This is a genomic window from Puniceicoccus vermicola (assembly GCF_014230055.1).
Taxonomy (GTDB): domain Bacteria; phylum Verrucomicrobiota; class Verrucomicrobiia; order Opitutales; family Puniceicoccaceae; genus Puniceicoccus; species Puniceicoccus vermicola.
This window is the reverse complement of sequence record NZ_JACHVA010000082.1, coordinates 66,846-93,787: the sequence shown is the minus strand read 5'-3', so window position 1 is coordinate 93,787 and position 26,942 is coordinate 66,846. Positions and strand designations below refer to the sequence as shown.

At 54.9% G+C, this 26,942-nt stretch carries 22 protein-coding genes; 8 read left to right on the top strand and 14 right to left on the bottom strand.

Annotation, left to right across the window (positions count from 1 at the left end; all coding sequences use genetic code 11):
- Window positions 1–34 precede the first annotated feature (34 nt).
- The 4 genes from H5P30_RS10235 to H5P30_RS10220 form a co-directional block, all read right to left on the bottom strand.
- Window positions 35–2,260: a right-handed parallel beta-helix repeat-containing protein gene (locus tag H5P30_RS10235; RefSeq protein WP_185692852.1), complete on the bottom strand. Its 2,226-nt coding sequence runs from the start codon at window positions 2,258–2,260 to the stop codon at window positions 35–37.
- Between the two features lie 103 nt (window positions 2,261–2,363).
- The gene (locus H5P30_RS10230) at window positions 2,364–2,684 is read right to left on the bottom strand and encodes a hypothetical protein (protein WP_185692851.1); all 321 of its coding nucleotides are present in this window, start codon (window positions 2,682–2,684) and stop codon (window positions 2,364–2,366) included.
- A gap of 257 nt (window positions 2,685–2,941) precedes the next feature.
- Window positions 2,942–3,901 (bottom strand): hypothetical protein, encoded by a 960-nt coding sequence (locus H5P30_RS10225; RefSeq protein ID WP_185692850.1) that lies wholly within the window; start codon window positions 3,899–3,901, stop codon window positions 2,942–2,944.
- 45 nt (window positions 3,902–3,946) lie between these two features.
- Complete coding sequence (locus H5P30_RS10220; RefSeq protein WP_185692849.1) at window positions 3,947–7,060, bottom strand: glycoside hydrolase family 2 TIM barrel-domain containing protein; 3,114 nt, start codon at window positions 7,058–7,060, stop codon at window positions 3,947–3,949.
- A 77-nt stretch (window positions 7,061–7,137) separates the two neighbouring features.
- Here H5P30_RS10220 and H5P30_RS10215 point away from each other — a divergent pair, with 77 nt between their 5' ends.
- Entirely contained in the window at window positions 7,138–7,986 is an 849-nt protein-coding gene (locus tag H5P30_RS10215) for a helix-turn-helix domain-containing protein (protein ID WP_185692848.1), read from the top strand.
- A gap of 4 nt (window positions 7,987–7,990) precedes the next feature.
- Here the strand turns inward: H5P30_RS10215 and H5P30_RS10210 are convergent, their stop codons facing one another.
- The 5 genes from H5P30_RS10210 to H5P30_RS10190 all read right to left on the bottom strand — a co-directional run bounded on the left by H5P30_RS10210 (window position 7,991) and on the right by H5P30_RS10190 (window position 13,429).
- Complete coding sequence (locus H5P30_RS10210; protein WP_185692847.1) at window positions 7,991–9,205, bottom strand: Gfo/Idh/MocA family protein; 1,215 nt, start codon at window positions 9,203–9,205, stop codon at window positions 7,991–7,993.
- 76 nt (window positions 9,206–9,281) lie between these two features.
- A complete protein-coding gene (locus H5P30_RS10205; RefSeq protein WP_185692846.1) occupies window positions 9,282–9,923 on the bottom strand; it encodes a prepilin-type N-terminal cleavage/methylation domain-containing protein in 642 nt (213 codons plus the stop codon).
- A gap of 15 nt (window positions 9,924–9,938) precedes the next feature.
- Window positions 9,939–11,783 (bottom strand): NosD domain-containing protein, encoded by a 1,845-nt coding sequence (locus H5P30_RS10200; RefSeq protein ID WP_185692845.1) that lies wholly within the window; start codon window positions 11,781–11,783, stop codon window positions 9,939–9,941.
- Complete coding sequence (locus H5P30_RS10195; RefSeq protein ID WP_185692844.1) at window positions 11,780–12,532, bottom strand: hypothetical protein; 753 nt, start codon at window positions 12,530–12,532, stop codon at window positions 11,780–11,782. Before H5P30_RS10195 ends, H5P30_RS10200 begins: the two co-directional genes overlap by 4 nt.
- 66 nt (window positions 12,533–12,598) lie before the next feature.
- The gene (locus H5P30_RS10190) at window positions 12,599–13,429 is read right to left on the bottom strand and encodes a hypothetical protein (RefSeq protein WP_185692843.1); all 831 of its coding nucleotides are present in this window, start codon (window positions 13,427–13,429) and stop codon (window positions 12,599–12,601) included.
- A gap of 340 nt (window positions 13,430–13,769) precedes the next feature.
- Between H5P30_RS10190 and H5P30_RS10185 the strand changes: the two genes are divergently transcribed.
- Complete coding sequence (locus tag H5P30_RS10185; RefSeq protein ID WP_185692842.1) at window positions 13,770–14,750, top strand: LacI family DNA-binding transcriptional regulator; 981 nt, start codon at window positions 13,770–13,772, stop codon at window positions 14,748–14,750.
- Window positions 14,751–15,027: 277 nt separating this feature from the next.
- On the opposite strand, the gene H5P30_RS10180 is transcribed toward H5P30_RS10185, so the two are convergent.
- Window positions 15,028–15,777 carry an IclR family transcriptional regulator domain-containing protein gene (locus H5P30_RS10180; protein ID WP_185692841.1) on the bottom strand — a complete coding sequence of 250 codons (750 nt, stop codon included), beginning with the start codon at window positions 15,775–15,777 and terminating at the stop codon, window positions 15,028–15,030.
- Between the two features lie 102 nt (window positions 15,778–15,879).
- On the opposite strand from H5P30_RS10180, the gene H5P30_RS10175 reads away from it, so the two are divergent.
- Complete coding sequence (locus H5P30_RS10175; protein ID WP_185692840.1) at window positions 15,880–17,367, top strand: sulfatase family protein; 1,488 nt, start codon at window positions 15,880–15,882, stop codon at window positions 17,365–17,367.
- 33 nt (window positions 17,368–17,400) lie between these two features.
- Here H5P30_RS10175 and H5P30_RS10170 read toward each other — a convergent pair whose 3' ends face one another.
- Complete coding sequence (locus H5P30_RS10170; protein ID WP_185692839.1) at window positions 17,401–17,952, bottom strand: AlkZ-related protein; 552 nt, start codon at window positions 17,950–17,952, stop codon at window positions 17,401–17,403.
- Between the two features lie 221 nt (window positions 17,953–18,173).
- Between H5P30_RS10170 and H5P30_RS10165 the strand changes: the two genes are divergently transcribed.
- Entirely contained in the window at window positions 18,174–18,836 is a 663-nt protein-coding gene (locus H5P30_RS10165) for a DOMON domain-containing protein (RefSeq protein WP_185692838.1), read from the top strand.
- A 152-nt stretch (window positions 18,837–18,988) separates the two neighbouring features.
- Here H5P30_RS10165 and H5P30_RS10160 read toward each other — a convergent pair whose 3' ends face one another.
- Window positions 18,989–19,633 (bottom strand): cysteine hydrolase family protein, encoded by a 645-nt coding sequence (locus tag H5P30_RS10160; protein WP_185692837.1) that lies wholly within the window; start codon window positions 19,631–19,633, stop codon window positions 18,989–18,991.
- A gap of 240 nt (window positions 19,634–19,873) precedes the next feature.
- On the bottom strand, window positions 19,874–20,491 hold the full coding sequence (locus H5P30_RS10155; protein WP_185692836.1) for a hypothetical protein: 618 nt from the start codon (window positions 20,489–20,491) through the stop codon (window positions 19,874–19,876).
- 349 nt (window positions 20,492–20,840) lie between these two features.
- Here H5P30_RS10155 and H5P30_RS10150 point away from each other — a divergent pair, with 349 nt between their 5' ends.
- From H5P30_RS10150 to yccS, 4 genes are all read left to right on the top strand, one after another.
- Window positions 20,841–22,040 carry a RimK family alpha-L-glutamate ligase gene (locus tag H5P30_RS10150; protein WP_185692835.1) on the top strand — a complete coding sequence of 400 codons (1,200 nt, stop codon included), beginning with the start codon at window positions 20,841–20,843 and terminating at the stop codon, window positions 22,038–22,040.
- Window positions 22,037–23,107: a succinylglutamate desuccinylase/aspartoacylase family protein gene (locus H5P30_RS10145; RefSeq protein WP_185692834.1), complete on the top strand. Its 1,071-nt coding sequence runs from the start codon at window positions 22,037–22,039 to the stop codon at window positions 23,105–23,107. Before H5P30_RS10150 ends, H5P30_RS10145 begins: the two co-directional genes overlap by 4 nt.
- Window positions 23,104–23,550, top strand: coding sequence for an ATP-dependent zinc protease family protein (locus H5P30_RS10140; RefSeq protein WP_185692833.1), 447 nt, complete (start codon window positions 23,104–23,106; stop codon window positions 23,548–23,550). Before H5P30_RS10145 ends, H5P30_RS10140 begins: the two co-directional genes overlap by 4 nt.
- Window positions 23,551–23,910: 360 nt before the next feature.
- The gene (gene yccS / locus H5P30_RS10135; protein ID WP_185692832.1) at window positions 23,911–26,109 is read left to right on the top strand and encodes a YccS family putative transporter; all 2,199 of its coding nucleotides are present in this window, start codon (window positions 23,911–23,913) and stop codon (window positions 26,107–26,109) included.
- Here yccS and H5P30_RS10130 read toward each other — a convergent pair.
- Window positions 26,075–26,872, bottom strand: a complete 798-nt coding sequence (locus H5P30_RS10130; protein WP_185692831.1) for a transglutaminase domain-containing protein — start codon at window positions 26,870–26,872, stop codon at window positions 26,075–26,077. The two genes, yccS and H5P30_RS10130, sit on opposite strands and share 35 nt — an antisense overlap.
- Between the last annotated feature and the right edge of the window lie 70 nt (window positions 26,873–26,942).

The following is a 26,942-nucleotide window of genomic DNA, read 5'->3' as shown; positions in this document are numbered from 1 at the left end:
CGGCTAACAATACCAAAAAATCGAAATACCTTCCTTAATTCTTCTCGTAGATCCGCAGATCAGCAAAAGTCGCGTCGACGCTCGAGTCATCGTCATCATCCGCGACAAACGTAACGTAGGCTTTTGGACCTGAAATGTACTCGCCCACAGGAATCACATAGGTCACCGCGCCCTCTCCATCGGTATAGGAGGGAGAAAGCACGATGAAGCGACTGGGAGGACTCTGACTCCCGCCCAAGCGAAAGGTCGTTGAGGCGTTGGAGTAGCTATTGTCGCTATCAAACCCGATTCCTAGGACTTCTCCCGCATCGATCGCATCAATCGTTACCTCAACCACCGTGGCCGGGGTGAAGGTGTAGTTGAATGGGAATTTCTGCCAAAGGTTTCCAGTCAGATGTACGGCGGTGTTCCCCGACTCGAGACTCACATTTCCAGCGCCCGACTGGATCGAGTAATCGCTGAAGCCTGCGAGTGAGAAATCGGGCGACTCAAACACCTGTATCCCAGAAAATGTCACATTCGCACTCGCATCAGCGTCGTCGTCCGCGACAAAGGTCAAATAGTTCCTACTGCCAGTAAAATAGCTCCCCACCGGAATCCGATAGGTTACCGCGCCACTCACAGGGGAATAATCAGGTGTGACCGGGTAGAAGTTATCCGTATTCGGCTGCGAACCTCCCAACTGGAAATTCGATTTGGTGTCATCGAAGTCATTGTCGTCATCCAAGCCAACCGCCAAGATCTCTCCGACATCGCTTGCACTCACAGTGACCTCGAGCACCGTGCTGGAGGTCACATCATAAGAGAACGGATACTTCCGCCAAATATTACCCGCAAGAGTCAAAGCCGTCCCCGAAGATCCTACAGTGACAGTGCTCCCCGATTGCGACTGGCTTCCGTAGCCGTCAACCTGGGCCGGATCAAATTGAACCCCGACAGTGCCTTGAAAATACCCTTTGCTCTCTCCATAGGTCTGGCTGTTCATATGGGAACCGATTCCGTCCCAATTCGGATCTGCATCGACAAAATCGGGGGCCGTTCCGGATCCGGGTCGATAGGTTACAGTTCCCGTGCTCAGACTAATCGATCCCACCGTGAACTGCCCCTCCGCTCCCGAGAATGCGAGAATGCTGTTGGTCAATGTAATCGAACCACTGCCCTCCTCATGGGCTCCTCTCCCCTTGTTTCCGTAAAATGTAAAATAGTCCACCGTCGCGGTCCCATTCTTTGTCCAAACTCCGCTTCCACCCGTTGTTTCCACCCCGTTGGGAACGTGATTGGCCCGCCGAAACGGAAAGCCTGCCACCGAGTTGTAGATCGTACCAGTCCCCCAAATCCGATAGCCCCGGAAATTTTGAAACGAGACGCAGTTCTCGATCGAAACATCCGCCTTCACATCAAAACCCGCATCCTCGTTATTCAGGGCAATGCAATTCTGGAACGAAACTCCCGTCGTATCTCCTTCGATGACAAACCCATCCCCGTTCCAATAACTCCGAGCCTGCAGGTTTTTCCGGTTATTCTTCGAGACGCAATCGATGTAGGAGACGTTCGTATTCCCCGCACTCCGACCGTAGGAAACAAATCCGAAGGGATACAATTCGGAGTGCTCCCACCAAGAATGATCCCCCCGTGTCATGTCCGCCAGACAGGATTGGAAAACAATGTTGTCGCATCCTTTCTCCAAACGGAATCCATGCTTCGTATAATGCGTCACCGCGACATTCTCAAAAGTGGAATCGTCCATATCCGAAAGGTAGATTCCGTATCGAACGTCGTGAACATGAAGGTCACGAAACCGAATGTGGCTCGCAAAATCGCCTTCCTCGTTGCTGATCGCCTGGCGAACTCCGCTGAGCTCCAGATTTTCGATTTCCCAATGACTCCCGTCGAGTATGATGATGCGCCACTGACCGGACTCCGGCTCGGATCTCTTCCAAACTCCATTGCCGCTGAAATGCGGAACTCCGCCACCAATGTCCACACCGACGATCCGCTTCGGTTGGCTGACGGTCCCATCGGATTCGATCCGCATCTGCGTGGCACCGTAATCACCGGAAAGGACATAGAGCGTATCCCCTGCCCCCATCGTAGTGTTCAAAACCGTCTCCATCGCCGAACTCGGAAGGGCGTTTGCTTCCGAGCTCCCATCCATCGAACCACTCCCTCCCGGAGAGATCCAATAGTCGGCGGCCCAAGAAGTAGAAGTCGACAGACCCAATACGACGAGACCAAGAACAAAACGGGGATTTCGAATCATAAGGCAGAGGGGGTTGAGGTTGAACGCTGCAAAAGCTGCACCCTCAACCCAACGGAGATTTCATTCCGACCGAAATGGTTTTCAATTGAACCTATTAACTCCCCTATTTCCGGACAATTCCCACGACTCCAAAGAGATAGGGAATCAGCGCGAAAACCGAAAATTGCGCCAACATCAAAAACTCTGCGAACAGAATGAGAAAATAGGAAGCGCTCTTATTCCCCTTCACCCAAAGAGATGCAACCATTCCGATGCTAACGATGCCAAATGCTGCGTAGTCGATCAGAACGTCGCGAATCTGACTATTTGATTCGTGAGCCCGATGGCCGCACATACACCAATGAGAGATTAGACAATACCCCAAAGGAAGCACCCCAACGGAAAGGAGCACGCTGGCAATTCTGCGACTATATTTTCGAAACATCCGGAAACAAGGGATTTTGACGGAAGAAGAGTAACCTTACACGAACACTCTGACCGACATCCATCTCATTCGCTGCCGCAGAGAAGCTGGAGAGAGCCTGCATCCCGTACCGTGCCGCTTCAGCAAACGAATCCTGCCACTCCGCTGTATCCATGTGACATGGGCCAGGGAGCTCTACTCGACTCGGACATTTGTTCAAGCGGCACGGCACGGAGCTTCCACCGATGAATCCTTCACGATTCACGCGATCGGCCTGACTATTCCCCCTGCAAACCTTGGAGGACTTTCTTCACCGACGCTCTTTCCTCTGCTGAAACATCTTCGATTCCCATTCGCGTCTCGAACTCTACGCTCTCCCCAACCTCGAGATAGCGGGTCGGGCTCTGGCTTTCCACTTCGATAAAACCTCCGGGGCGAGGATTGATGTAAATCTGCAAATTGGATCCATCAAAATAAAGTCCATCCCGATTCCATTCCGCCTCGATCCAGAAGAGGAAGCCATCATTCTTCCAAGCGATCCATCCTCCGAAAGTTCCCACCTTAATCGGATGTTCATCCGGCATGCTGATCTCAACCCGATCCGCTTCCGGATAAGTCAACCGCCCTTCGACATATTGCCGGCCGATGAAAAAGTTTCGGAGCGGTCGGATTCCGTTATGTAAAGTATCTTCCGCGATATTCATCCATATCGTTCCCTGCACCGGGAAATGGGTCAGAGTCCAGACATGAACGGGTATCGGACTTTCCGCGATTTTTCGCACCACGTAGGATTGCCGAACAACCGCCTCTCCTTCGACCAGTTGAATCATTCTCTCGACCTGAACGCCCAAAACCTCGCTCTGAGCACTGCGAAGTCTAACGTAGGCATCTCCCTTTTCCAGAACCTCCCACGGCAGATCATTCACCTCTGGATCCGGGCGACTTGAGCCGTAAATTTGAGGCCAGAGAGCAATCGGTGTGACGAGCATCCGGTCTCCTCCCCACTGTTGCCAACCATGTTCCTCGAAGTGCTTCTCGGCATCCGGATTGATCCATAGCAGGTTCTCCAGTCCCGGCAGCGAAAGATGCATGATTCGCCCTTTTGCCGGATCGACGGCGACTTCGATCTTTCCGTTTCCGAGAACAATTTCCTCTCCCCGACTCTGTCCCCACAGGGTCAGAAGAAGGAGGCAACCGCACAAACTGCGAAGAATGAAAAGAGACTGGATTCGGGGCATTCGGAGAAGACTAGCCCGATTTTCGCGCCGCTCAAGTCTTGAGCACTAGGATTCGACTCGGAGCAGAAAACTCCACGAATACTTCCCCGGCCGGATCTTATACTGATCCAGAGTATCGGGACCGCAGCTCTTCGTCCCAAGCCCTCGCTGCAGATGATCCACGTAGACCCAAGTCTCCGGACGCGGTTCCAGCTCGTAGGTATGGGTCGCCTTGTAGAGGTCCTCATCATTCAGGTGAGAAGCCTTGAATTCGAAGGCCTTTTCCACGGCCTCGATTTTCAACCGAATCCCTTCCTCATTCTGCAACCTCACCCGTACCGCCCCGGACCGACTCCCGTTCTCCTGCGGCATGATATAGGGCACGTGCATGGCCTCGACGGTTGTCGAGAAATGCTCCTTCCACACCCCGGCACAGCGGTCCCGGTAATTCTCCACTGGTCCGTAACCGAAGTAGTCCACCTTTTCAAATCCGGGAACGACGGCGAACTCGATGCCGAGCCGCGGAAGATCGGGAAGATCGGCTGAGGTTTCCAATTCGTTCGTGATCCATAATCCCTTCCCGGTCCATTTCACTCGCTGACGGAACGTCGCCGCCCGCGGGTGAACCGGTGTCCGAACGGTCCAAACGGATTCGACCCCCGCATCGTCCCGCGCTTCATGCCGATCCAGGATCAGCTCAGTCTCCGGCAAGCCAGCCCCCTGCCATTTGCCCAAGGGCTTCGCGTCCTGCCCGGACCAGAGCTTCATCCCATCATTGTCGGTTGCCGCCCGCCACCAGGTAAACCGAAGCGGCGCCGCCAGGAACTCCTTCCCGTTTGCATCCAAAATCGATTCGAGTTGCCCGCTCTCCGACGACCACTTCGCGGTCCACCCTTCCGCCTCCAGGACCAAACCCGACTCCTTCTGCGAAACGGTGGAATTCACCGCGGAAAGCGAGCTCGCGGAAATGGCTGCCAACTCCTTCAGGTTGAAGTGCTCCCAAGCGATTTCATGCCCAGCCGGAAGCAAACCTTCGGCCTCTCCCTGGACAAAGGAGATGTGCAACGACAGCGCCTCGCCCGAAAAATCAGCCACAGCGGAATCTGCCTCCGTCAGGGCAAATTCTTTTGCTCCCCCCGCCGCAATTCCCTGCAAATCGAGGGTCCCCGAAGCCAATTCCTTTCCATCCCCGAGAAGCGTCCACTGTGCTTCCAGATAATCCAGCGACCGGAAGTCGTGCTTCGACCGCACAGAAATCTTCAATGCATCTCCGTCGAGCTTCTCCACCGCCAAAGGCTGGGCCAGCTTCTTGAGTTCGGAAAGACCCGGATGAGGCGTCCGATCCGGCCAAACCAAGCCGTCGGCCACAAAATTCGCGTCATTGGGCGCGTCTCCGTAGTCGCCCCCATAGGTCCAGTATTCCTTTCCGTTCTCGGCGGTTTCCTTCAGTCCGTGGTCGAGCCATTCCCAGATAAAACCTCCCTGAAGGCCTTTGTATGCTTCAAAGGCATCGTAGTACTCCTTCAGACAACCATTACTATTGCCCATTGCATGCGAGTATTCGCAGAGAATCACTGGACGCGGGTCACGCTCCTCCTCGACCCATTCAATCATTTCCCGCACCTCGGGATACATCGGACAAATGACGTCCGTGGCCAGGTGCCCCTGATCCCACTCCGACTTGGACTGCCCGCGGGATATCGCACCTTCATAGTGCATCAGCCGGGTGGGATCATACTTGCGGATCCAGCCCGCCATCGCGTCATGGTTCGAACCGTGCCCCGACTCGTTTCCGAGAGACCACATGATGATGCTCGGATGATTCTTGTCCCGCATCACCATCCGCATCCCCCGTTCCACAAAGGCGTTCAAGTAGCGCTTATCCTCGCAAATGGTATTATGAAAGTCGTGGGACTCGATATTGGCTTCATCGATCACATAGAAACCATACTCGTCGCAAAGATCGTAGAAGAGCGGATCGTTCGGATAGTGGGAGGTGCGGATGGCATTGATGTTGTGGGCCTTCATGACCTCGAGGTCCTTGCGCATCCACTCCTCGGTCACGACATTGCCACCGGTATCCGTATGGTCGTGACGATTGACCCCATGGAACATCACCGCCTTCCCATTGACCAACAACTCACGGTCGTGGATTTTCACTCTTCGGAAACCGATCCAGATCGCAGTGCTTTCCACCACATCCCCGGAGGGCGAATTCAGGGCGACCAAAAGCCGATAGCGTGTTGGCTGCTCGGCAGACCAAGGCTGAACTCCCGAAAACAACTTTCCGACATGGCAACCGATTCTCGGCCACGGAGCGAGATGCTCCCGGCGCACCGCGACCTCCTCACGGTTGGAGCCGATTTCTCCCTCCTCCGAAGCATCCAGCAACCGCCAATCGACCGTCCATCCCTCTTCCAGAGCGTTTCCCATCGAGACACGCACCTGCAGGTCCAAAGAACCGTCCCCGGACTCCGGATCGAAATCGGTCAACGCCTTCACATCCTCCAGAAACACAGCACCCGTCGAGTACAGACACACCTCGCGATGAATGCCCCCCATCCGCCACTGGTCCTGATCCTCGACATAACTGGCGTCACTATACTGGATGACGACGGCCGTCAGTCGATTCTCCCCGTCCCAATTCACGTTCTTCGTGATGTCGTATTCGGAAGGCAGCCGGGAATCCTTATTCAAGCCGACAAACGATCCGTTGACATAAAGTTGCAGCACACCGTCGACCCCGCCGAAATGAAGCACGACGCGACGCCCTTTCCAAGACGGCTCAACGGTGAAACTCCTCTGGTAAACCCCGGTCGGATTCCGTTCCGGGGAATGAGGGGCTTCCGCGTGAAAAGGCATCTTCACATTCGTGTAGTGCGGAAAACTGTACCCCTGCATCGGCCAAAGACTCGGCACCGGCATATCCGCCCAATCTTCTCCCGAGCCGTCCGCCGAATCGATCCCCTCGGGCAACTCCGATGGATTCTCCCGATAGAGAAACCGCCAGGTGCCATCCAGAGAGACCCACCAAGGCGATGTTTTCCGGTCCCCGACGAGCGCAGACTCCACATCAGGATACGAATACTGCGTGGCCCGCATCGGTACGCGGTTCATTCCGGTCAACTCCGGTTGTTCAAAGGTCTTTCCAAGAATACGGTCAATTGGGCTGAGAGGCATAGCATCATCCTATCCGGCCGCAGCCCAAATCCGAATAGACAAAGTGCCCAAAAACATGTCATATTTGCTCATCCCGAATGAATCTCAAAAACTACGAAAACAACCGGACCGTCTATCGCAACATTACCGGAAGCCGCCTAGGATCGGCCCTCAGCTGCGGATTTCTCAACAAGTCGGGGATTTCCAACGATATCGAGAACGAGCACTATGACCGCCTCGCCATGGTTTATCTGCTTCGCGGAACCGGCCACTACCACGATTCCCACGGCATCCATTCCCCCCTCGCTGCCGGCGACATCATTTTTCGTTGTCCGGACCGCCATCACACCAATTCCGTTGACCCACAAAGCCAATGGCTCGAGTGCTTCGTATCCGTCCGCCAAGAGTGGTATACCCTCCTCTGCGACCTGGGACTGATGACTCCCGGGGACCCGGTGATCCGCCTCGGAACGCGTCCCGAAATCCCCGAACGCATCGCCCGCCTCATTCGACAAATGGAATCTTCCGACACCGTCCTCGCCAACAGCGATCACGAGTTCGAGATCATCGCTCTCATCCGGCAAGTCCTACGCCGCAACTTGGAGAGTCAAGCCGATCGTCAGGCTCATCGGGAAGAATTGGAAAAATGTCGCGAACTGATCCGCACGAGAGCCACCGAACCAGCCGACCTCGCCACGATTGTCGAACCGATCGGTCTTAGCTACTCGCGAATTCGATCCCTCTTCCAGAAGCGATTCGGCATCACTCCGGGAAACTATCGCATCCAGGTTCGCATCGAGAACGCCTGCGCACTCCTCGAAGCCAGCTCTCTCACCATCAAAGAGATTGCCGACGAACTGGGCTACCCCGACCCCTACACTTTCTCCAAACAATTCCGGCAACGCACAGGCATCTCACCCAAGAAATGGCGCAACCGGAAAGCGTAGCCTCTCAACCGAGCAGACTCGTGGACGAGGCAGCACACCACGGACCCGCCTCCCACAACTGTCCCTGATCATGGGCAGACAAGAGAGCTTCTCCCAACCTCTCGACCACGCGGTAGGGTTCGCCATCGCGCTCTTCTTCGACCGCCAAGCTTGGATCCATATCCCAAATCGATGCACTGCGATGCAGTTTGTCGACGAATTCCGTGTGGACCTTCGCGAGCTCCAAAGAACAAACGGGACTGTTCCCTCCGCAAAGCTGATCGACGATGTGACGCAACATCACGATCCGAGTGTTTGAAAAGGGCGGAAAATGATTGGCCTTCGGTTTCCCAAATTCCCCCGACTCGAATTGGACCCCAGTCTTCTCTCCCCATCTACACTCACCCTCAGTCCCTTCCAGAACCAACTCGGCCGGACGATACTCCCGGGTCGAATGGCTCATATTCACCAGCACCGTCACACCACTTTCGGTAATCAGCTCCATCGAGCACGTGTCGAAACTCTCGATCGATTGAACCCTCATCAAGTGAGCTCGAATCTGTCGAACGCGAGACGCTTCCGAAACACGAGTCCCACTAAAAAACAATGCCATCATGATGAAGTGGGCCATGGCATTGTTTACGGGAGAATCAAAGACAGCCTTTCCCCGATGCATCAACCGACCCGCCCAGCGGGTTCGCTCATAATAGCGAATGCCTCGCGGCCAGAGAGCACTCACTCGGACGCGCCGCAGAGTTCCAATCGTCCCATTCACCAGCAACTGCTTCGTTTTCCAAAGGTCGTCCGCGAACAGATTCTGGAATCCAACAAACACCCGCAATCCACTGTGTTTCTCGGCCTCCCTCATCGCTTGCGCCTCCTCGGCGGATCCCGCCACCGGCTTCTCGACGAGGACATGACAGCCCGCTTCGAGGGCGTCCAGGGTCATTTGGCAATGCCATTCGATTCCAGTCGGGATGCAATAGAGATCCGTTCGCCCCGACTCGCATCGGATCATCGTTTGATAGTCATCGTAGATTCGACAGCCATTGGCTCTCATTTCCCGGCAGCATTCCACCTCTTCGTCCGGGTTGATGACCGTCGCGGCAACGAGAGAGACCAGCCCCTCTTCTTCCAGCGACCTGATGGCCTCATAATGGCAGCGACCATACCCCGAGACACCGATCAATCCGACACGAAGGGGAAGGGACAATTCAGCTCCACCTAATTCCTTAGTCATCCGACCGAACCCAATCCCTTTCCCAATCAACGCATTTCCCCATCACTCCCAGCATCTCCAGCGATTCAAAGAACTGTCACAACTCCCGACCGGTCCAGATTTTCGCCCGTGGGTTTGCCAATTCGTCAAGGAAAACAGCTTCGACGTGACCATCCAGGAAAAGGACGTTCTGACGATCATCATGAGGATAGAGGAGATTATTCAAATCGTCGCGACTCGGAACAATTGAAGTCGAGAACCAAGGACCACTTGAAAGCCAACGCCCGTCCATGACCCACGCGGTCTCAACCGGAAACTCCACGTTCTGACGCTTGTTCATCGGCAACCACACGGTCGGGCCCCAATCGTTTGACGTGCTGGCCAACGGAAACGTGTAAGTTTGAGATTTACCGTATCCCTCAAGAGAAGGACAACTGAACACCGAGTGGCGTTCATCATCGTCGAAGTATTCCCGAAGACCAGGATCTTCCTCATCCTCAGAAGAGTTATAGAGCCGGGAACTGGGCAAGCGGCCACCATGCTCGTTGGAAAACAACATTCCCGCCGCTCCGATCTGCCGAAGGTTGCTCGTGCACTCCGCAAGCCGGGCACTGTTGCGCATCGAACCAGCGACAGGAATCAGGATGGCGGCCAGGATGGAAAGAATCGCCAGAACCACGAGCAGTTCGATCAATGTGAACCCATTCCTGAAAGAAGTAATCGGGGTAATTTTTCTCATCGCAACTCCCCGCATCTATTCAGTTTGCTGTGCAACATGTGCTTGACGCTTCGGCGGCCAAAGACCCGCCTGCGGTTGGTTGGCCTTGTCAGCCGAGCGCGGCACCACGGGCATAGACACGCCGTATTGCAGAGCGCCTGCATCCGGCCTCTTTCCATCCGTAGCCGGAAAACCCGGCAGAGGTTCATCCCTCAAATCTGACCGGGGAATACCGCGACCTCTCGCCACACTGTTTTCAGTTAAGGAGACATCACGGTTCTCCGCATCCCGAAATCCTGGAAATCCGTCTGCCACCCAGGTCCCGTCGAGATCGATGCCATTCGACTGAACCAATTCCTTTCCTTCCTGCCATTCCCGCAGAAACTTCTCCGCAAACCGGGGGATGCCAGGGGGATCCCAGGGGCGCGGATGCTCCAGCGAAGCCCGAACATATACGTTGAAATTTCCTCTCCAATCAGGCTCCGGCAAGGCCGGATGCTTCATCACTGCCTCCTTACACCAGAACAAATTATTGTAATAGTGGTAGTTCGGGGTCGTTACGGGAAGATCCTTGCTGTAGTTCATCGTCACCGCCGCATCGGAAGTGCTGGTGTTGTGATAAACCCAGACTTCGGCTTCCGGGAAGAGTTGAGTCCCCTGCCCCCAGTTTCGATAGTCCTCCTTATTGTCGAAGAAGATATTTCCATAGAGATACAAAGGACCCATCTGAGGCGCTTTGATCCGAAAGCCGCAACGACTCCGCTCGACGACATTGTCGTGCCAACGCCCGTTTACACTGGCTCCCATCGTCTCCATTGCGTCATCGGCCATGACACTGAAATAGTTATGATGAATCCTCAGGTTTGGGTTATCAATCGGCGGATCCTCGCGCTTATCCCAAGGAGGATTTCCAACATCACTGATGCCATCCCAATGGTCATGAATCCAGTTATCATGGATACGATGCCCGCCGAGCGTCTCCAGGATAGTGACTGCCCTGCGGTCATAATAGCCTCCGACTTTCATTGCCAACCAATTGTCCCATGAGCCCTCCCCATAAGGATCCGCCCCGGCATAGGGATCGAGAGAGATCTCGTTACTGCGCACGGTGCACCGGTCTGCGCCATTCTTGATCATGACCCCATAATCAATCGCCTGAATCACACAATCCTCCACCACCGACCCGAGGGTATCATCCATTTCCACACCGACATAGCCATTACGCAAAACGAGTCCTCTCACCACACACCGGTCGACTCCGGCAATCAAGATGATCGGCTCCTGGGGAGAGGCTGTGATCGCCATCTTCCCGGGGTTCTTCTCTCCTCGAAACCGAACGACCAGCTGTTTCTCCGCGTGGCGATACATCGCGAGCGCTTTCACCCCATCCCATCCAGATGGACCCACTCCATCGCGAAATGCTTCGGTCCAAATGATCGGATCAAAAAAATGATGCTTCTTCGCATCCGGTTGGACCCGCTTCTCGTTCAACGTCGTCACGGTCTTCCCTTCTGCCGTCACTGTGAATGGGAAAAATCCCAGTGGAGTGCCGTAAACCCCTTCGCCCACTTCGGGCAGGGCCTCCCATTCGAACTCGACCGGAGTACTTCCGTCCAGAATCGCTCCCGGTTCTCCCTGCAGAATGATAGGTTCGCCGTAGGCACCCCCGTTCCGGAATACGATCCGTTCGTGATACACTCCCGGTGCTACTCGAATCAAATCTCCGGACTCAGCCTCGTTCAACGCCTCCTGAATCGTGGAATAAGAGGAGTGCTCGACATTCTCTTGTCCTACCCAGAGCTCACGAGCCTCTCCCGAGACCGCCGCCGCCGACAGAAAAATTGCAAAGGAAAGAATATTTATTCCCGCAAATCCCCTCATTGTGCCGACTCCCCGTTCACCCGAACATTGTCGATATAATAAGATGGACTGGCCGCCGAAGCAGCCGTGGTGAAGCGAATGGTAGAAACCTCGGCCAGTTCCGGGTTTGTGGCCGGAAAGACTCCATCCGGATGCTTCTCCGAGGTAACCGTCTCACCATTGAGGATGATTCGATAGGTGCCATCGATCCCGGACCATGAAATAATGACCTTGTTCTTGTCCAGACGAGACTCACCACGTGTCGAGACGATGTCCGACCCCTTGGAACTGCCGGAAAAGCAGGACACTTTTCCCTGACTCGCACCCGAGGCTCGAGTCGTGAATTGAACCGCCGCAAGCGATTTTGCCCGAGCCTGATCGCGCTCTCCACCAAAATCGCCCAGATCGACCTCCATCAATCCGGTCCCCATATCGCCCGGGAGAAACAAATCAAACTCCAGTCTGCCATCACGCAGGGGAGAGGATAACTGCAACTGCAAAATTGGGTGTTTGGCGGCTGATTCCTCGCGGGAAAGATAAACACTTCTGTTGCCTGGTTCGCCAAACGGATCATGCAGTTCCAACTCACCTCCAGTAACAACGACCTGAGTCGTTCCTTCCGAGACTCCGAAGACCGAAACCCCGGTTCCTTCGGGCGCAGAACCCGGATCGGAATCCTGAAAATCCCAGAGGAACTCCGACGCTCCCAACTGGAACGCCAGGCAAAAGTTCGAGATCAACAAGGTCAAAATTTTGAGTTTTCGAGACATGACAAATAAAGGGGAAACGGGTGAACCAATTGAGGGAAGTTCGACTTAGAACCAAAACCGATTTGCCTATCGACGATTTCGACGACGCAGGCCGAGGACCGCGAGTCCGCCCACGAGAGCTATGAAAATCCCAGCCGCGCCCGGCTCCGGAATCGCCTGGATATTGTCGATGAAGAACCCGATATCGCTCGGTCCATTTACGCTGGAGAACCGAATTGCGTTCACACCAGTGACCGTATCCACCGTAAAATCGGAAGTGATGATCAAATTATCGTCGAGAAAAACTGAATACGATCCAGTTTCAACATCCCAGGAAATCTCGACATTCGTCGCACTCCCGCTGTTCAAAGTATAAGCACTGGAAGAAATTGATCCACCCGACGTCGTATTTTCGAAATAGTTTACCTGTCCAACGGGCGAACTTCCGGAATTCGAATAGTTAAATTGCAAGGCTGCGAGCGATGCCGCTCGGCCCGTGCTTCCGGCCGTAAACATCGTCCCGAGATCGACTTCGATTGCCCCCCTCATGTAGCCAGCCGTCTCCAACTGAATGTCGAAGGATACGGATCCCTTCGTGAGTGGCGACCCGGGATCATACCCGGGGATATTGAACTGAAGGATGGGAGTCGCGCCCGAGGTGAATTCAAAATGAAAGTACGTGCTCTGATTGCCGTCACCACCGAAAATATCCGGAGGAGTCGTCGAGCCGTCGACAATGATGGCCTCGTTGCCCAATGTCATTCCGCCCGTATCGATTCCGGTTCCGGAGACCGGTTCACCGGGCACATACGAAGGATCCTGAAAATCCCATTCATAGATCGCTCCTGACGAGATCACTGGAACCGATAGGATCATTGCGACAAACAAAGAAGAGGGGGACACTTGATTATTTAACATGGATAGTTGGATTGAGGGTTCATCTGAGTGGAGGCATTCCCATTCCCGGATCGCGATCCACAGAGAAGACTAAACCTTTCATTGTATTTCTTCATTGTGGGGAAATCCGAAGAACCGGAAGAGAGGGAACGGCTATCAATGACAGAGAATTTTCTGTCTGACAATTAACAGACACAAAATCCAAAAAACTGTCAAGTCGTAACCTCCGATCCTTCAAAATAAACCATTCTCAGGACTCTTGAGATTTGTTCGAACTCATCACTGCCTCATTTTTCAAATTTAAAAAATGACACAAAATGATTTTTGTGTCATAAAACGAAACAATCCTAGATGCATTCCTATGTCAGTTAGTCAAAAACAGATCGCAGACGCGCTCAACCTCTCCACCATCACAGTCTCCCGGGCTCTTCGCGACTACCCTCACCTGGCAGCAGACACCCGAGAGCGCGTGCTCCAAAAGGCCAACGAACTGGGATACCGTAAAAACCGCGCCCAACTGTCCTCCCCTTCAGAAAAAGTCAAAAGAGCGGGCATTATCTTCTTCGAGGCCCCCGACCAGGCTCACATGTCCTTCGCTTCGAAACTGAAAACCATGACCTTCTATTCGCTCCAGCAGGAATGTAAACGGATGAAAGTGGAAACGCTGATCGAAACCGTCGACCTCGAAGAAACTCCCCAGATCGTTCAAAACCGGACCATCGACGCCGCCTTCATATTCGGGCGCTACTCTCCCCATTCCCTTACATCGCTTGCGGGGATCCCCTCCCTCGCCGTGAGCAGCTATATTGACGGCACAGGCATCTCGCGAGTAATCGCCGACAACCAAAACGGAATGAAACTCGCAACCGAGCACCTCATCCGACTCGGGCATCGAAAAATCGCCTTCCTCGGATACAAGGAGTCCCACACGCGCCTGTTTGTCGAGCGATCCAACGGCTACCTTCTGGCCATGCATGAGAACGGACTCACTCCAGAATCCCATTTCATCCCGCGTGGACAGAAAGACATCAGGATCCCGGAGGGATGCACAGCGATCGCATGCAGTTCCGACAGCATGGCCTACTTCGTGGCCCATCGCCTGCAAGCCGCTGGGATGTCGATCCCAGAAGATATCAGCATCGTCGGCTTCGACAATCTAGCGGATGAGATGATTTCCCACTCACAGAAAATCTCCTCCTACGGCCCCAACTGGGAACAAATGGGACGCAGCGCGGCCCGAATCCTCCTCTCCGATCCCGAACTCTGCCACCAGGGCGAATTCACCCTCACAATTTCCGGAAAACTCTACGATCACGGATCCACTGCTTCTCCAAAATCCTGATGACCGTCAGTCGCCCATAGATTCTCACCGTCCCCGGTCATCCGCCTCACGGCGGGATGCTACGAAAATTCGGATTTTACGGGAGATTGGTTTGAGTATCATTCGCTTCGAAGAATCTCCCCACCAATCGACAGTGCCCGCGCGCAGCATCCCACGCAGCGGAAGTGCAAGAGCCTCCCCTCCAGAAAATTCATGCAAGCGAAGGGCTGACACTTACCTCACAGTGAAGAGCCGCGCTCCCCCCCCTGCTGCACCCCAAAATAGTATTTCGGCCGGACTACAAATCACCCAACACCGAAGACAATTCCTTCGCCGCCGGGAGGAGAATCCGAAGACACTCATCAGCCTCCAGCAGGTACACATTTCGAGCCACGATCCCAACCACAAATCGAACTTCCCTACGTGAAGACTCATGAATCGGGGCCGCGAGGCGCAGAATCTCGCGAGACTCCTCTTGATACTCCAAAGCGTATCCCTTCTTCCGAATCCGGCCCAATTGTTTCGCAAAATCCTCCCAGGAACCCGGGATTAGCTCCGGGCGCAAGTGACGATTCCAACGCCCATAGCAAGACCGCGCCAGCTCGGGATCCGAGTCTGCTAAGAACACCTTCGCAAAGCCATGAAAGGGAACCAACGGCCACTCATAACCCACGGGTGAAAAGCGCCAATCCCCATCCGGCAGATTACACTGGTCAACAATTCTCATTGTCATGGTGCCAACCCGGGCAAAAATCGCACACGCGTGGCTGGATTCGCGAGCGACTCGAGTCAGGACAGACTGGGTTCGTGCGCGCACCTTACGCGGAAGTTCGTAGAATTGAATATCGCCCGCCCCGAGCACTCCACGCGCCGGCATATACTCTCGCCCGACGTGCTCTACCTCCTCCAGCCGCTTTAGAGAGGAGAGCAGCGCCGAGAGCGTCGTCCGGGAGATAGGAGCAAGCTCTTCATACAATTCTCCAAAACTCGCCCGACGTTCCCGCTGCAGGAAACGAATCACCGCCAAGGCTCGATCCAATTGTTTCACCTTACAAATCTAGTCCATAATACTGGACCAAAACAACCTGCAAAATCGGTTTCCCGCAACCGATCCTAGTCGCTGAACCACTCGATCCCCTACACTGGTCCCATGAGTTCATCCCGACGCCCGAACATCCTCCACCTTTTCACCGACCAACAGCGGTTCGACACCATCGCCGCCCTCGGCCACTACCCGTTCCTCAAGACCCCGAACCTCGATCGGCTCACATCCGAAGGCACCACCTTCGAGCGCGCCTACTCCCCCAGCCCCGAGTGCGTCCCCGCCCGCGCCTGCATGATCACCGGCCAATACCCCGGCCGCACTGGCTGTTTCTCGAACGCGAACAGAATGCCAGCAGAGGACCAACCCACCTTCATGGAACGCCTTCGCCAAAGCGGATACCGTACGCACGGAGTCGGCAAATGCCACTTCACGCCGGACCCGTATTCAAAACGTGGATTCGAAACCCGTGACTATCAGGAGGAAATCCCCGAGGACCGGGTTCGCGACGACTACGCACGAGACCTCGTCGAATCCGATTGCGGCTGGGTTCTTGAGCCCCACGGAATCCGCGGAGAGATGTACTACGTCCCGCAACCCAGCCTTTTACCGGAGGAGAAGCACCCGACTCATTGGATCGGCGACCGCTCCATCGACTTCATCGAAAGCGAGAAAACCGAAAGCCAGCCTTGGTATCTCTACAGCAGCTTCATTCACCCCCACCCGCCATTCGCACCGCCGGTCCCCTGGCACAAACTCTACCGTGGCCCTGACATGCCCCTTCCGGACCTCCCGGGCGACCTCGAGGAACTTACCTTTTTCATCAATCGCCGCCAAAACCGTCAAAAATACCGAGACTACGGAGGACTTGACCTCAACCTCATCCGGCAAATGCGTGCCTACTACTTCGCCTGCATCAGCTTCATCGACAAACAAGTCGGGCGCATTCTCCAATCCTTGGAAAAAACCGGACAACTCGAGAACACCCTCATCGTCTTCAGCGCCGACCACGGCGAATACCTCGGCGACTACGGCTGCTTCGGAAAGCGGGGGATGCACGACGTTTCCGCCCGAGTTCCGATGATCGTCCGCTGGCCGGACGGCTCCCGCGCCGACACCCGCACCGGGACACCGGTCAGTCTCATCGACCTGGCTCCCACGTTTCTCCGCGCCGCGGACGTCCCGTTCGAAACGGAAGATTTCGATGGAATCCCGCTGCAATCCGTTGCCGACGGAAGCACCGGTCGCACACAGGTCTTCTCTCAGTACAACTGTCAGGAAAACGGCCTCTACATGGCCGTCGAGGAGGGTTGGAAATACATCTTCAGCGCCCCGGATCAAAAGGAATATCTCTTCGACCTAACCAACGATCCTCGCGAAAACCACAACTTGGCCTCGACTACGGAGTCACACCCCGAACTCCTCCGCCTCCGAGAAGCATGCCAGAACTGGGTCCACACAACCGGACAACCCGGAGCGCTCGCCCCCGACGGGACCTGGCATGAATATCCGATTCAAAAAGTCCCCCAGGACCCGAATGCGATGCTGGGCTTTCAAGATCCTCGCTGGTGGGACGGAAAATTGCCGGAGTGGTAAACCTCCGCCATCTCGTCATCCCGGATCAAGATCTCAGTCTCCGCTCTCTTGATACCGCTCGAAGATGTCCCAATAGACCTCACGAAAGGGAAGCCAGAAATCATTTTCGATGCGCGGATCCAACGAGCGAACGATATTCAGGCTGATTTGCAGCTTTTTCAGAGCAGTATCGAAACGACTCTTCGTGCATCCAAACCGCTCCATCGCCTCCCGCCGAAGGTCTCCCGTATACCACGGCTCCATCTGGATGAGCTCATAGAGCTGCTGCGACAATTCCGGGAGCTCCTCGATCGGTTGATAAGCTTTCGGATAATGCACCTCCCTCAGGTAGTTCATCTCCATTAGCACCGCGTCGCCTCCCGGCACCTTTCCGTAGAAAATCTCATCCGGAAAAGTCTGCGGAATCCGCGTCTTCCAGTCCCAAACCGCCTGCACCCGCGGACTCCATCCCCCGCCTGCGGGCTTCTTTGCGGACAAATCCGTATGGTCCCAGAGAGAAACGTAAGGAGAGTCCTTACTCCCGAAAACCGTGCAAACCTTGTGCTTCAGAACGAACTCGCAGGCCTCTTCAAAGGTTTTAACCATCCTGCGAGAGTAACCGAACCATCCGCGGGCACAATTCCGAACCGCCCGGGTGGTCGCCTCGCAGAACAATCTCGGGGTAATTTTTCCGTAACCGAGTTCGCCCAGACTACCTCATACGAGCCGCCCATTCTTCAATCTCCAAAAGATGACAATTATCAAAAAAACTCTTTCTCCCAAAGACTATCTATTCTCTTCTTTCCCTAATCACGATCTCCACAACCATGGGAACTTCTATTTCCGATCTAACCTCCGAAGCATTGGCCTTTGCCGACCAACAAGGATTGACTCAATCTCCTGATAAAGTCCTAGAGCTTAAGCAATTCTGGCTGGCCGAACCTTCCGAAGATTTTCTTCCTGGTGTCGCTCTCCTCTATGCATCCTCCGAGGGGCTCAACATCATTGTCACCCTAATGGATAAAACCATCTTCTCGGAGGCAACCGGCTTCAATCAAAAGACTTGGGAACTCGGCGATGTCGTCGAGTTGTTCGCGGGCATCCCCGGATTCCCCACCTACTGGGAAATTCACGTCACCCCCAATGATCACCGGCTCCAGCTCAATTGGACGGCAGCGGATTTTGACTCCGTACGGAAATCCGAACGCCAGATCGAGGAGTTTCACATTACCGACCCCGATTTCATTACGAGCTCCGTCTCCATCGACGAAGAGTCTCACCGGTGGTCCACTCACATTTTCCTCCCGTGGAAATCGATTGGAATCGTATCCAATCCAAGTTCCCTAACGTTCGAAATCGCAATCTGTCGCTACGATGCTTCTCCCGGTAAAAAGGAAGCCACCCTTTCTTCGACAGCAAACCTAACGAAGCCCAGTTATCACCGCCGACACGAGTGGACAACTCTCACGCTGGATATTCCCGAAATCTGAGACAGCGAATAACCACGTTTGGCAAGAAAACGGTGCGTCCCTCCCGGAATACCCTGAAGCTCACCAACTCGAGGCTGAAGAAATTCAGCTTCCGTGCCAGTTTCTTCCATTGATCCCGACGTTGATGGACCAAGGCGTCTCCCTTGCTCGCGTCATTCAGAGGCTTTCAGCTTGGCCCAAATTTCAATAATTGCCTCCGAATCCACTACCTCGCCCCAGATTCCGCCTTCTTGGCGGATCATCTCTTCCGCCGCCTTGCGGATGTAGGGATTTAGAGTGCTGATCGCATCGCGCACATAGAGACAGTTGTAACCTCGATCTGTGGCTTCACGCAGCGTTGTGTGCACGCAAATATCCGCTGTGACTCCCGCAAATACGAGGTCGGTCACTCCGAGAGCTTTTAAATCCTCATCGATAGTCGTCGTCGCAAACGCACCGTAGGAGTTCTTGTCATATTGTAACTCCCCTTCAATCGGAGCGAGTTCCTCAATAATCTGATTCCCGTATTCGCCCCGAATCATCAATCGGCCCATCGGACCTTCCGAGCCGTATTTGGCCCCCGCCTTCTCTGACCTCTCGATCCGGAGCGGAGGGCAGTCCGATAGATCCGATGCATAACCTTCACGTGTATGAATAACCGGCACCCCGTAGGCCCGCGCCCCTTCGAGTAAGGCCTTTGCCCTCGGAATAACGGGATTCACCCAGTCCAACCCCGCGCACTGATCGCCGTATCCTCCCTTCAGACAAAAATCATTCTGAAAATCGATCATCAAGAGAGCGTATTGGATTGGTTTCATAAGAACTGTTCAGGTGTTGGTGAGACTCCTGAACAAAAGCAAAAATCCGGCCATCCCCTAGCAGTATTGCAGACTTCCGGCACTTCGATCCAGGATCCGCGCAATCTCAGTTCAGCAAGCCGAGCAGACCCGCAAACTGAACCGCCTAATGCCCGTTGGGATGATCCAACCTTCTTGCGGTCAATCGATGACAGAGCAAACGTTCCGGCAGTAAAACCCGAGTCAGCCCTTCAACAAGCACTATTCGGATGAATCGCCTTCACGCGCCTTGATCCGCCGTTCCGCTTCGAGGAGAATCTCTTCACAGCCGGCAAATTTGTGGTCGTCGAGGGTCAGGCGCTTCCGCTTCCCATTCTCCTCATAGATCGCGTAAGCAATCCCCTTCTTTTTCCACTTCTTGCGATCCGTCGCGACGATGGAGTCGAGTTCTACCCGCTGGCCCGAGGCTCCGATAATCGTCTCTCCCTCAGCGCGAACGGACAGCTTGTGATTCCAAATCACCCAACCCCCGAAAAGGAGGGCGAAGGCCATCACGACGCCGCCGATGATCCGCTGCTCCCGGATCGCATCTTCTGTGCGTTCTTTCGGGATTTTATTCGAAATCCCCTGTTCCTCAGTGTAGCGCTTCCAAGCCAATTGGACCTCGGCACTCTCACCCTCTTCCGAGTGGGCCGACTCTACCTCATCGGATTCGCCCAGCTCGCTACGGATCTCGGAAAAAGCCTCATATCGCTTCGCCTCATTCGGCCAATTCACATACCCATCCGCGAGAAACCACGCCCCAACCCCAAAAAACATGAGGAACAAAATGAGCATGCGGCGCCGCCATTCGACCGATATCCGTGCGTTTACTTTCATAAAAAAAACGTAAGTGAATTCCATTCTACAAACAAACCGAAAACGCCTCGCCCCAATCGTGAGATACCCCATGAGCAAGTGGATTGGGTGCGAGGAATGCGAAACCTCCCGATTCCAGAGCCAAGGGATTCGCCGCGACTTTTGAAGCAAAAAAGGGTCGAAGTATGCGACTCGCCCACTGGACTTCGAAAAGGTCAAAGAGCTCCGCTCACCGGGGATTGCTTGACCATCTTACTCAAGATTTCCGGTCGAGCGTGAATTCCGTCATAGGTCTTTTGACATTTTCGGTTGAACGCAATCCGGCAAAAGCCGTTGCTACCCGAGGCAGGTATCGTTAGCCTATACTCCAATGAACCTTGGAATTCTCACTTGCGCGCCCAAATGCTACTCGTCACGCCGATTGATCGAAGCAGCGAAAAACCGCGGTCACGTCGTAAAGGTCTTCAACACCCTCCGGCTGGCCATTGATATCGCTCACGGAGACCCGAACCTCTTTTACAAAGACCGAGAAATCACTCCCCCCGATGCGATTCTTCCCCGCATCGGCACCTCGATCACCCGTTACGGCACCGCGATTGTCCAACAGTTTCAGCAGATGGACGTCTACACACCGAATACCGCACCGGGGATCGTAAACTCACGGGACAAACTCCGCAGTCTGCAAATCCTTTCACGACATGATGTCGGTATTCCTCCCACCGCCTATGTTCAAGACAAGAGGGATGTCGCCGCGGCTTTGGACCGCGTAGGTGGAGCTCCGGTCATCATCAAGTTGATTGAGGGAACTCAGGGCGTCGGAGTGATCCTCGCTGATCGCAAGGAAATCGCCATGGCGATCATCGAAACCCTCCACAGCACGAAACAGCAGGTGCTGCTGCAGAAGTTTGTCGCCGAGAGCAAAGGGAAGGATGTGCGCGCCTTTGTGATCGGGGATCGCGTCGTGGCGGCTATTCGGCGCGTAGCACAGGGACAGGAGTTTCGCAGCAACGTCCATCGAGGGGGCAAGGCCGAGGTAATCGACCTCGATCCTGCCTACGCGGAAGCTGCGGTCCGCGCCGCCCAGATCATGGGACTCAAGATTTGCGGGGTCGATATGCTGGAGGCAGAGGACGGCCCCCAGATCATGGAAATCAATTCCTCGCCAGGACTGGAGGGCATCGAGCACGCTACGGGACTAGACGTCGCCGGGGCGGTCATCGATTACATTGCCGACCAGATCAAATTCCCGGAGATTGATATCCGCCAGCGTCTGACCGTCAGTCGAGGATACGGGGTCGCCGACATTTCGATCCCCGAAGGCAGCAAGTTCGTCGGATCAACCGTAGCCGACACCGGTCTTCGCGACCTCGACGTCGTGGTCCTGATGCTTCGACGGGGCGACAAGGTTATTTCCAATCCCAAAGGGAGCCGGGTGCTCGAGGCGAACGATTCGCTGATGTGCTATGGCCAAGTCGATCAGATGAAGGGCCTGATCCCCGATCCATCTCCTAAACGGCGGAAGCTTAAACCGCTTCCCGAGACTCCGGTCACAAACGGAAAAACGCTATGAAACCCTCGCCCGCAGAATGGGGAAAGGTGAGAGTCGAGGCAGGACAGCTGAAGCGATTCTCCCTCGAAGTGGGCAAGAGCCTCAGTGGTGCCCGGGTGAATCTTCCTATCGTTGTTTGGAGAGCCAAAGAGCCTGGACCGGTCCTGGGAATCACCAGCGCCGTTCATGGCGATGAAGTGAATGGCACAGGAGCGATCCGCAGCCTCATCCAAGAACCTCCCTTCTCTTTGGCCCGCGGGACTCTTATCCTCATCCCGGTGATCAACATTCTCGGATTCGAGCGACACACTCGCTACATGCCGGACCGCCGCGATCTCAATCGCTCTTTCCCGGGAACCGCCAAAGGCAGTCTCACTGCGAGGCTCGCCCGCAAGGTGTTTGAAGATGTCGTCAAACGCTGCGACTACATCGTCGACCTTCACACAGCCGCCCTGCGGCGAACCAATTTTCCCAACGTACGGGCCGACTGCGAGAATACGGACTGTCAACGCCTCGCGCGTGCCTTCGGTTGCGAGGTGATTGTCAACGGATCAGGCCCCGAAGGTTCACTTCGTAGAGAAGCGGTCGATGCCGGATGCCCCACAATTGTCATCGAAGCAGGCGAAGTTTGGAAAGTGGAGCCCACCGTATTGGATCTCACCCGACGAGGCATTACCAACGTCCTCATTGAACTGGGAATCGTCGAAGGATTCCAACAGCTCCCTCCACACCAGATCATTGTCGAAGAAACCAAATGGGTTCGGGCCGAAAAGGCTGGCCTCTTACGCTACCACGTCGCCCCTGGACAATCAGTCGCCTCGGGTCAAGTGCTTGCCACCAACACCACCCTCCTCGGCCGCACCAATGAAACCATTCGAAGCCCCTACGATGGAATCGTCATGGGGATGACGACAATGCCGGCCGTCGCCGCCGGCGATCCAATATTTCACATCGCCCTCCCCAAGAGTAAACAGCAGCACCTCCGATTAACTCAAAGTATCGGCGGACTCGAAAAGAACTCACTCGAATCCGATCTGCGAACCCAACTGGCGACCAACATCGATGTGAGTGAGGAGGAAGAACAATGAGTTCCCCCATGGTCATCGGCTGGCGGGAGTGGATCGACCTTCCAGACTGGAACCTCCACCTACGAGCGAAAGCAGACACCGGGGCGAAGAGTAGCGCCATCGACTGCGCGGAGATTCTGGAGCTACCGAATAATCGGGTTCAGTTCAAGATACGCCTCTCCCGAAAAAAGGACGAACTCATCACCGTCGAAGAAGACATCAAACTCCGCAAACGGGTGCGAAGCACTTCGGGTCATGGGCAGGAGCGTCTCTTCGTCGAAACGACTTTGGAACTATCGGGGGTGAAACAGCGAATTCTCGTCAGTCTGGTCTGCCGCAAAAACATGATCCACCGAATGCTTCTAGGCCGCGAGACGTTGAGCGGAGCCTTCGTCGTCGACTCCTCAGTGGATCATTGGGTGACGCCGCGAAAGAGGAAGGTCGCCAAGAAGCGGAAAAAATGAATCGGGCAAGTGAGTTGGCGATTCCTTGGCTAACTTGCCTGAGTGGAGGGATTGAGGGCACTGGGACGGTTATATTGAAAACGTGGAAACTCGGAGGGTGTAATCAACATGGCTCCCCGCCGTTTCGCCTCTGATCGGCAGGAGAGAGCTGGAAGCTCTCACTACTTTAGCTTCGCCCTCCCCCAAAAAAGATATTTATCCCACGCTATCCATTCCTGAATTTCCCTGATGGAGCCGATCAGCGTCCATTTTGGGTTTGCCCAGTGCCGGACATTTAACCGCAACGGACATCCCCTACCGCGGGACGGATCAAGAAACAGTCTTCTCAATGAAGAACCCGGGTGATAATCTTTAAAACCAATGATAGAGAGGAAGGGACACGAAGGCACATCCCGAGTGCGAGGCTTGCTCGAAGGATGCTCATGGTATGAGCCCATCCGCCGATCTTTCTGGCGAAACCCGGATCGGCTCATGGCGATCAAGGCTACCGTCGCGATTGCTCTTCTTGCCATCCCTCTCGTATTGCTTGGCTTTCCTTTCTTTGCGGTATCGCTCTCCCTCGGTGCCTTAGCCGGAGCCCTCTCCGAGACTGACGATCATCCCGCCGGCCGCGTCAAGTCAATGGCACTGAAGGTGGTCAGCTTTGGAATCTCCAGCCTTTCGGTAGAACTCCTTCGCCCCTATCCGATCCTCCTCGGACTAGGGCTCGCACTATCTACAATCGGGTTTCTCCTGATCGGGGGAATCAGCGAACGCTATCGCGGAGTTACCTTTGGTGCTGTTCTGGTCGGAATCTATGCCATGATTGGAGCCTCGATCAGCCCAGCCTGGTACTGGCAGCCGCTCCTCCTCCCCGCTGGGGCCCTGTTTTACGGGCTCATCTCACTGGGCCTGCTCCTCCTCCATCCATGGCGTCTTCTGGAAGAACAACTCGCCCGTGGCTACGCGGCCCTCGCCGACTATCTGGAAATCAAAGCGAGTCTTTTCCCCAGCGAGGAAAAGAGTCAGGGCCAGGTGCGCAACCAGCTCGCTCTTCGCAACGTTCGCCTCGTCACCGCACTCGACCAATGCAAAGACGTCCTCAACAGCTACAGCGACTCCCTGAAGGACCCCTCAGAACTCCGGCCCTATCTGCAGTCTTTCATGCTGCTTCAAAGCCTGCACGAACGCGCCGCTTCCAGTCACGAACGTTACGACCTTTTGAGCCAAAAACCCGAAAACCGGGAGTTACTGGAAGGCATCAGCCAGACCCTTAGCCAATTGTCGCAAGCCTCCCGAAAGCTCTCTGAAAGCCTTCTCACCGGAGTCCCTTATCGCCACCCCGTCTCCCTCGACTGGATCATCGGCGTTCTCGAAAAACAACTACAGGACAACCAATTCGATCAGACCTCGCCCCTTGTCCTTCTCGTCAACAACCTCGCCCGTTCCAATCAGTCGCTCCGGAATCTCAGCGACAATCTCTTCCGCGACCTATCGCCCCAACTCGCTCGTGACCGACGAACCACGGTCCAGCGAATCAAGGACCAGCTTTACTGGGAGAGCCCGCGTCTCCGTCACGCAATCCGCCTCAGTCTTTGCTTTCTCACTGGTTTTACGATCTTCCAGATCTTTCCCATGCCCAAGGGCGAATGGATCATTCTGACGAGTCTCTTCGTCTGCCAACCGAGTTATAGCAGCACGAGACGCCGACTCTTTCAGCGCATTCTCGGAACCCTCAGCGGAGTCGTTGGTGGAATTCTCATTGTCCAATTGCTTCCCACGATTCCGGGGCAATTGCTCTTCATGCTCGTCTCGGCGTTTGCCTTCTTCTTCTGGCTGAAGAAGAACTACTCCGTCTCAGTCATCTTCATCACCACATTCGTCCTCTGTGCCTTCAATCTGGTCTCCCATCAAGGCGTAGCCCTTATGGCCCCACGTTTGATCGACACGCTGATCGGTTCGGGGTTGGCTTACCTCAGCGTTCGATTACTCTGGCCTGACTGGCAGTACAAACGACTGCCCAGCCTCCTGTCTGAAGCCTTGGCGAAGAATGCGGCCTACTTTCGGGCAATCCTCGACGAGTATTCCGGGACAGTCACCGGAGACGACCTCCCCTACCGCTCTGCCCGGCGCGAAGCCCACCGCGCCGACAATGCTCTCGTTCTCGCTTGGCAGGACATGCATCTCGAACCCAGCAAGCGCCAAAAGTCACGTGAGCTCGCCTTTGACCTGACCTACCTCAATCACGCCCTACTCTCCTATTTATCGGCCTTCGGCGCTCATCGCCGCCCTGAGAGGCGGCCTCCTGAGGAGATTCTCGATTTCTCCAACTCAATCCTCTCGGCCCTGGAGACCTGCCAGCATTGCTTGCAACAACCCTGCCCATCACCGGAAGAAGATCTTCGCCCGATCCTCACCTCAATCACCGAAAAGACCCAACAGACAAATGCAGGGCTGACTCGGCTACAGTTTACTCTTTTCTACAACATCGCCGACGTCGCCGAACAGATCCTAACCTTGGCAGGTTCGATCTCCAAAGAGCCTCTCAGCTCGGCGGAGCAGACCGTCGCTCGACGGTAACATCGAGGCTGAGGAGTTCGACCGGTTCACCGAACTGGGTGTACACGGCAACATCCGCCGCGTCCCGTCCATAGGCGATCGCAACCCGGCCACCATTTGGATTGTTCTGGGTCGGGTCAAAGGTGTACCAACGACCACCGACATAGGCCTCAAACCAAGCGTGGAGGTCCATCGGCTCGAGCTGGTCCAGGTAACCCACAACCAACCGAGCCGGAATCGAAAGAGCCCGGCAACAGGCAATACCCAGATGCGCCATGTCCCGACAAACTCCCTGATTGCGCCCATTGACTTCGCAAGCGCTGATGATCTCCTGACCTTGACCGGGTGTATAGATAACCGTCCGCTTGATATAGTCGACGATCGCCATGCACTGATCATAGCCCGGATTACACCCGCCCACGAGAGAGGCGGACAGCTGAGTAAAACGATCCGCCTCACAGAAGCGACTCGGCAAAAGGAAGGGCAAGGTCTCATCCGGGAGATTCTGGACTTCTACGAAAGGTGCCCCCGGCGCGACATCATAGGCATCCGCAACCTCAATATCGACCGACGTCCTCACCGAGAACCGCCCTGGTGGTGCCACCAATCGCTGGCAAAGATTTCCAAAGGGATCGGTGAACTCAACGGGCGAAGCATTCGGTGACATGACATACTGCTCCCGACTCACCCATTGCTGGGTCCCACTCCGGGGTCGCAACATCATCAAAAACGGAGTCTCGACGACGACATTAAATTCTAGAGAGGATGCTGCGTATAACCACATAATGATTCAGTGCGAACCCTCAGGACGAGTTTCCAGTGCTTTCGCGACTGGAAACTCAAGGAATGGGTCC

Bases quoted from the DNA above. Each gene is read 5' to 3' on its own strand.
- H5P30_RS10190 (WP_185692843.1), bottom strand. From the start codon at position 13,429: ATGTTAAATAATCAAGTGTCCCCCTCTTCTTTGTTTGTCGCAATGATC.
- H5P30_RS10200 (WP_185692845.1), bottom strand. From the start codon at position 11,783: ATGAGGGGATTTGCGGGAATAAATATTCTTTCCTTTGCAATTTTTCTG.
- H5P30_RS10235 (WP_185692852.1), bottom strand. From the start codon at position 2,260: ATGATTCGAAATCCCCGTTTTGTTCTTGGTCTCGTCGTATTGGGTCTG.
- H5P30_RS10230 (WP_185692851.1), bottom strand. From the start codon at position 2,684: ATGTTTCGAAAATATAGTCGCAGAATTGCCAGCGTGCTCCTTTCCGTT.
- H5P30_RS10150 (WP_185692835.1), top strand. From the start codon at position 20,841: ATGAACCTTGGAATTCTCACTTGCGCGCCCAAATGCTACTCGTCACGC.
- yccS (WP_185692832.1), top strand. From the start codon at position 23,911: ATGATAGAGAGGAAGGGACACGAAGGCACATCCCGAGTGCGAGGCTTG.
- H5P30_RS10185 (WP_185692842.1), top strand. From the start codon at position 13,770: ATGTCAGTTAGTCAAAAACAGATCGCAGACGCGCTCAACCTCTCCACC.
- H5P30_RS10170 (WP_185692839.1), bottom strand. From the start codon at position 17,952: ATGGTTAAAACCTTTGAAGAGGCCTGCGAGTTCGTTCTGAAGCACAAG.
- H5P30_RS10205 (WP_185692846.1), bottom strand. From the start codon at position 9,923: ATGAGAAAAATTACCCCGATTACTTCTTTCAGGAATGGGTTCACATTG.
- H5P30_RS10220 (WP_185692849.1), bottom strand. From the start codon at position 7,060: ATGCCTCTCAGCCCAATTGACCGTATTCTTGGAAAGACCTTTGAACAA.
- H5P30_RS10145 (WP_185692834.1), top strand. From the start codon at position 22,037: ATGAAACCCTCGCCCGCAGAATGGGGAAAGGTGAGAGTCGAGGCAGGA.
- H5P30_RS10165 (WP_185692838.1), top strand. From the start codon at position 18,174: ATGGGAACTTCTATTTCCGATCTAACCTCCGAAGCATTGGCCTTTGCC.
- H5P30_RS10175 (WP_185692840.1), top strand. From the start codon at position 15,880: ATGAGTTCATCCCGACGCCCGAACATCCTCCACCTTTTCACCGACCAA.
- H5P30_RS10225 (WP_185692850.1), bottom strand. From the start codon at position 3,901: ATGCCCCGAATCCAGTCTCTTTTCATTCTTCGCAGTTTGTGCGGTTGC.
- H5P30_RS10140 (WP_185692833.1), top strand. From the start codon at position 23,104: ATGAGTTCCCCCATGGTCATCGGCTGGCGGGAGTGGATCGACCTTCCA.
- H5P30_RS10160 (WP_185692837.1), bottom strand. From the start codon at position 19,633: ATGAAACCAATCCAATACGCTCTCTTGATGATCGATTTTCAGAATGAT.
- H5P30_RS10215 (WP_185692848.1), top strand. From the start codon at position 7,138: ATGAATCTCAAAAACTACGAAAACAACCGGACCGTCTATCGCAACATT.
- H5P30_RS10130 (WP_185692831.1), bottom strand. From the start codon at position 26,872: ATGTGGTTATACGCAGCATCCTCTCTAGAATTTAATGTCGTCGTCGAG.
- H5P30_RS10210 (WP_185692847.1), bottom strand. From the start codon at position 9,205: ATGACTAAGGAATTAGGTGGAGCTGAATTGTCCCTTCCCCTTCGTGTC.
- H5P30_RS10195 (WP_185692844.1), bottom strand. From the start codon at position 12,532: ATGTCTCGAAAACTCAAAATTTTGACCTTGTTGATCTCGAACTTTTGC.
- H5P30_RS10155 (WP_185692836.1), bottom strand. From the start codon at position 20,491: ATGAAAGTAAACGCACGGATATCGGTCGAATGGCGGCGCCGCATGCTC.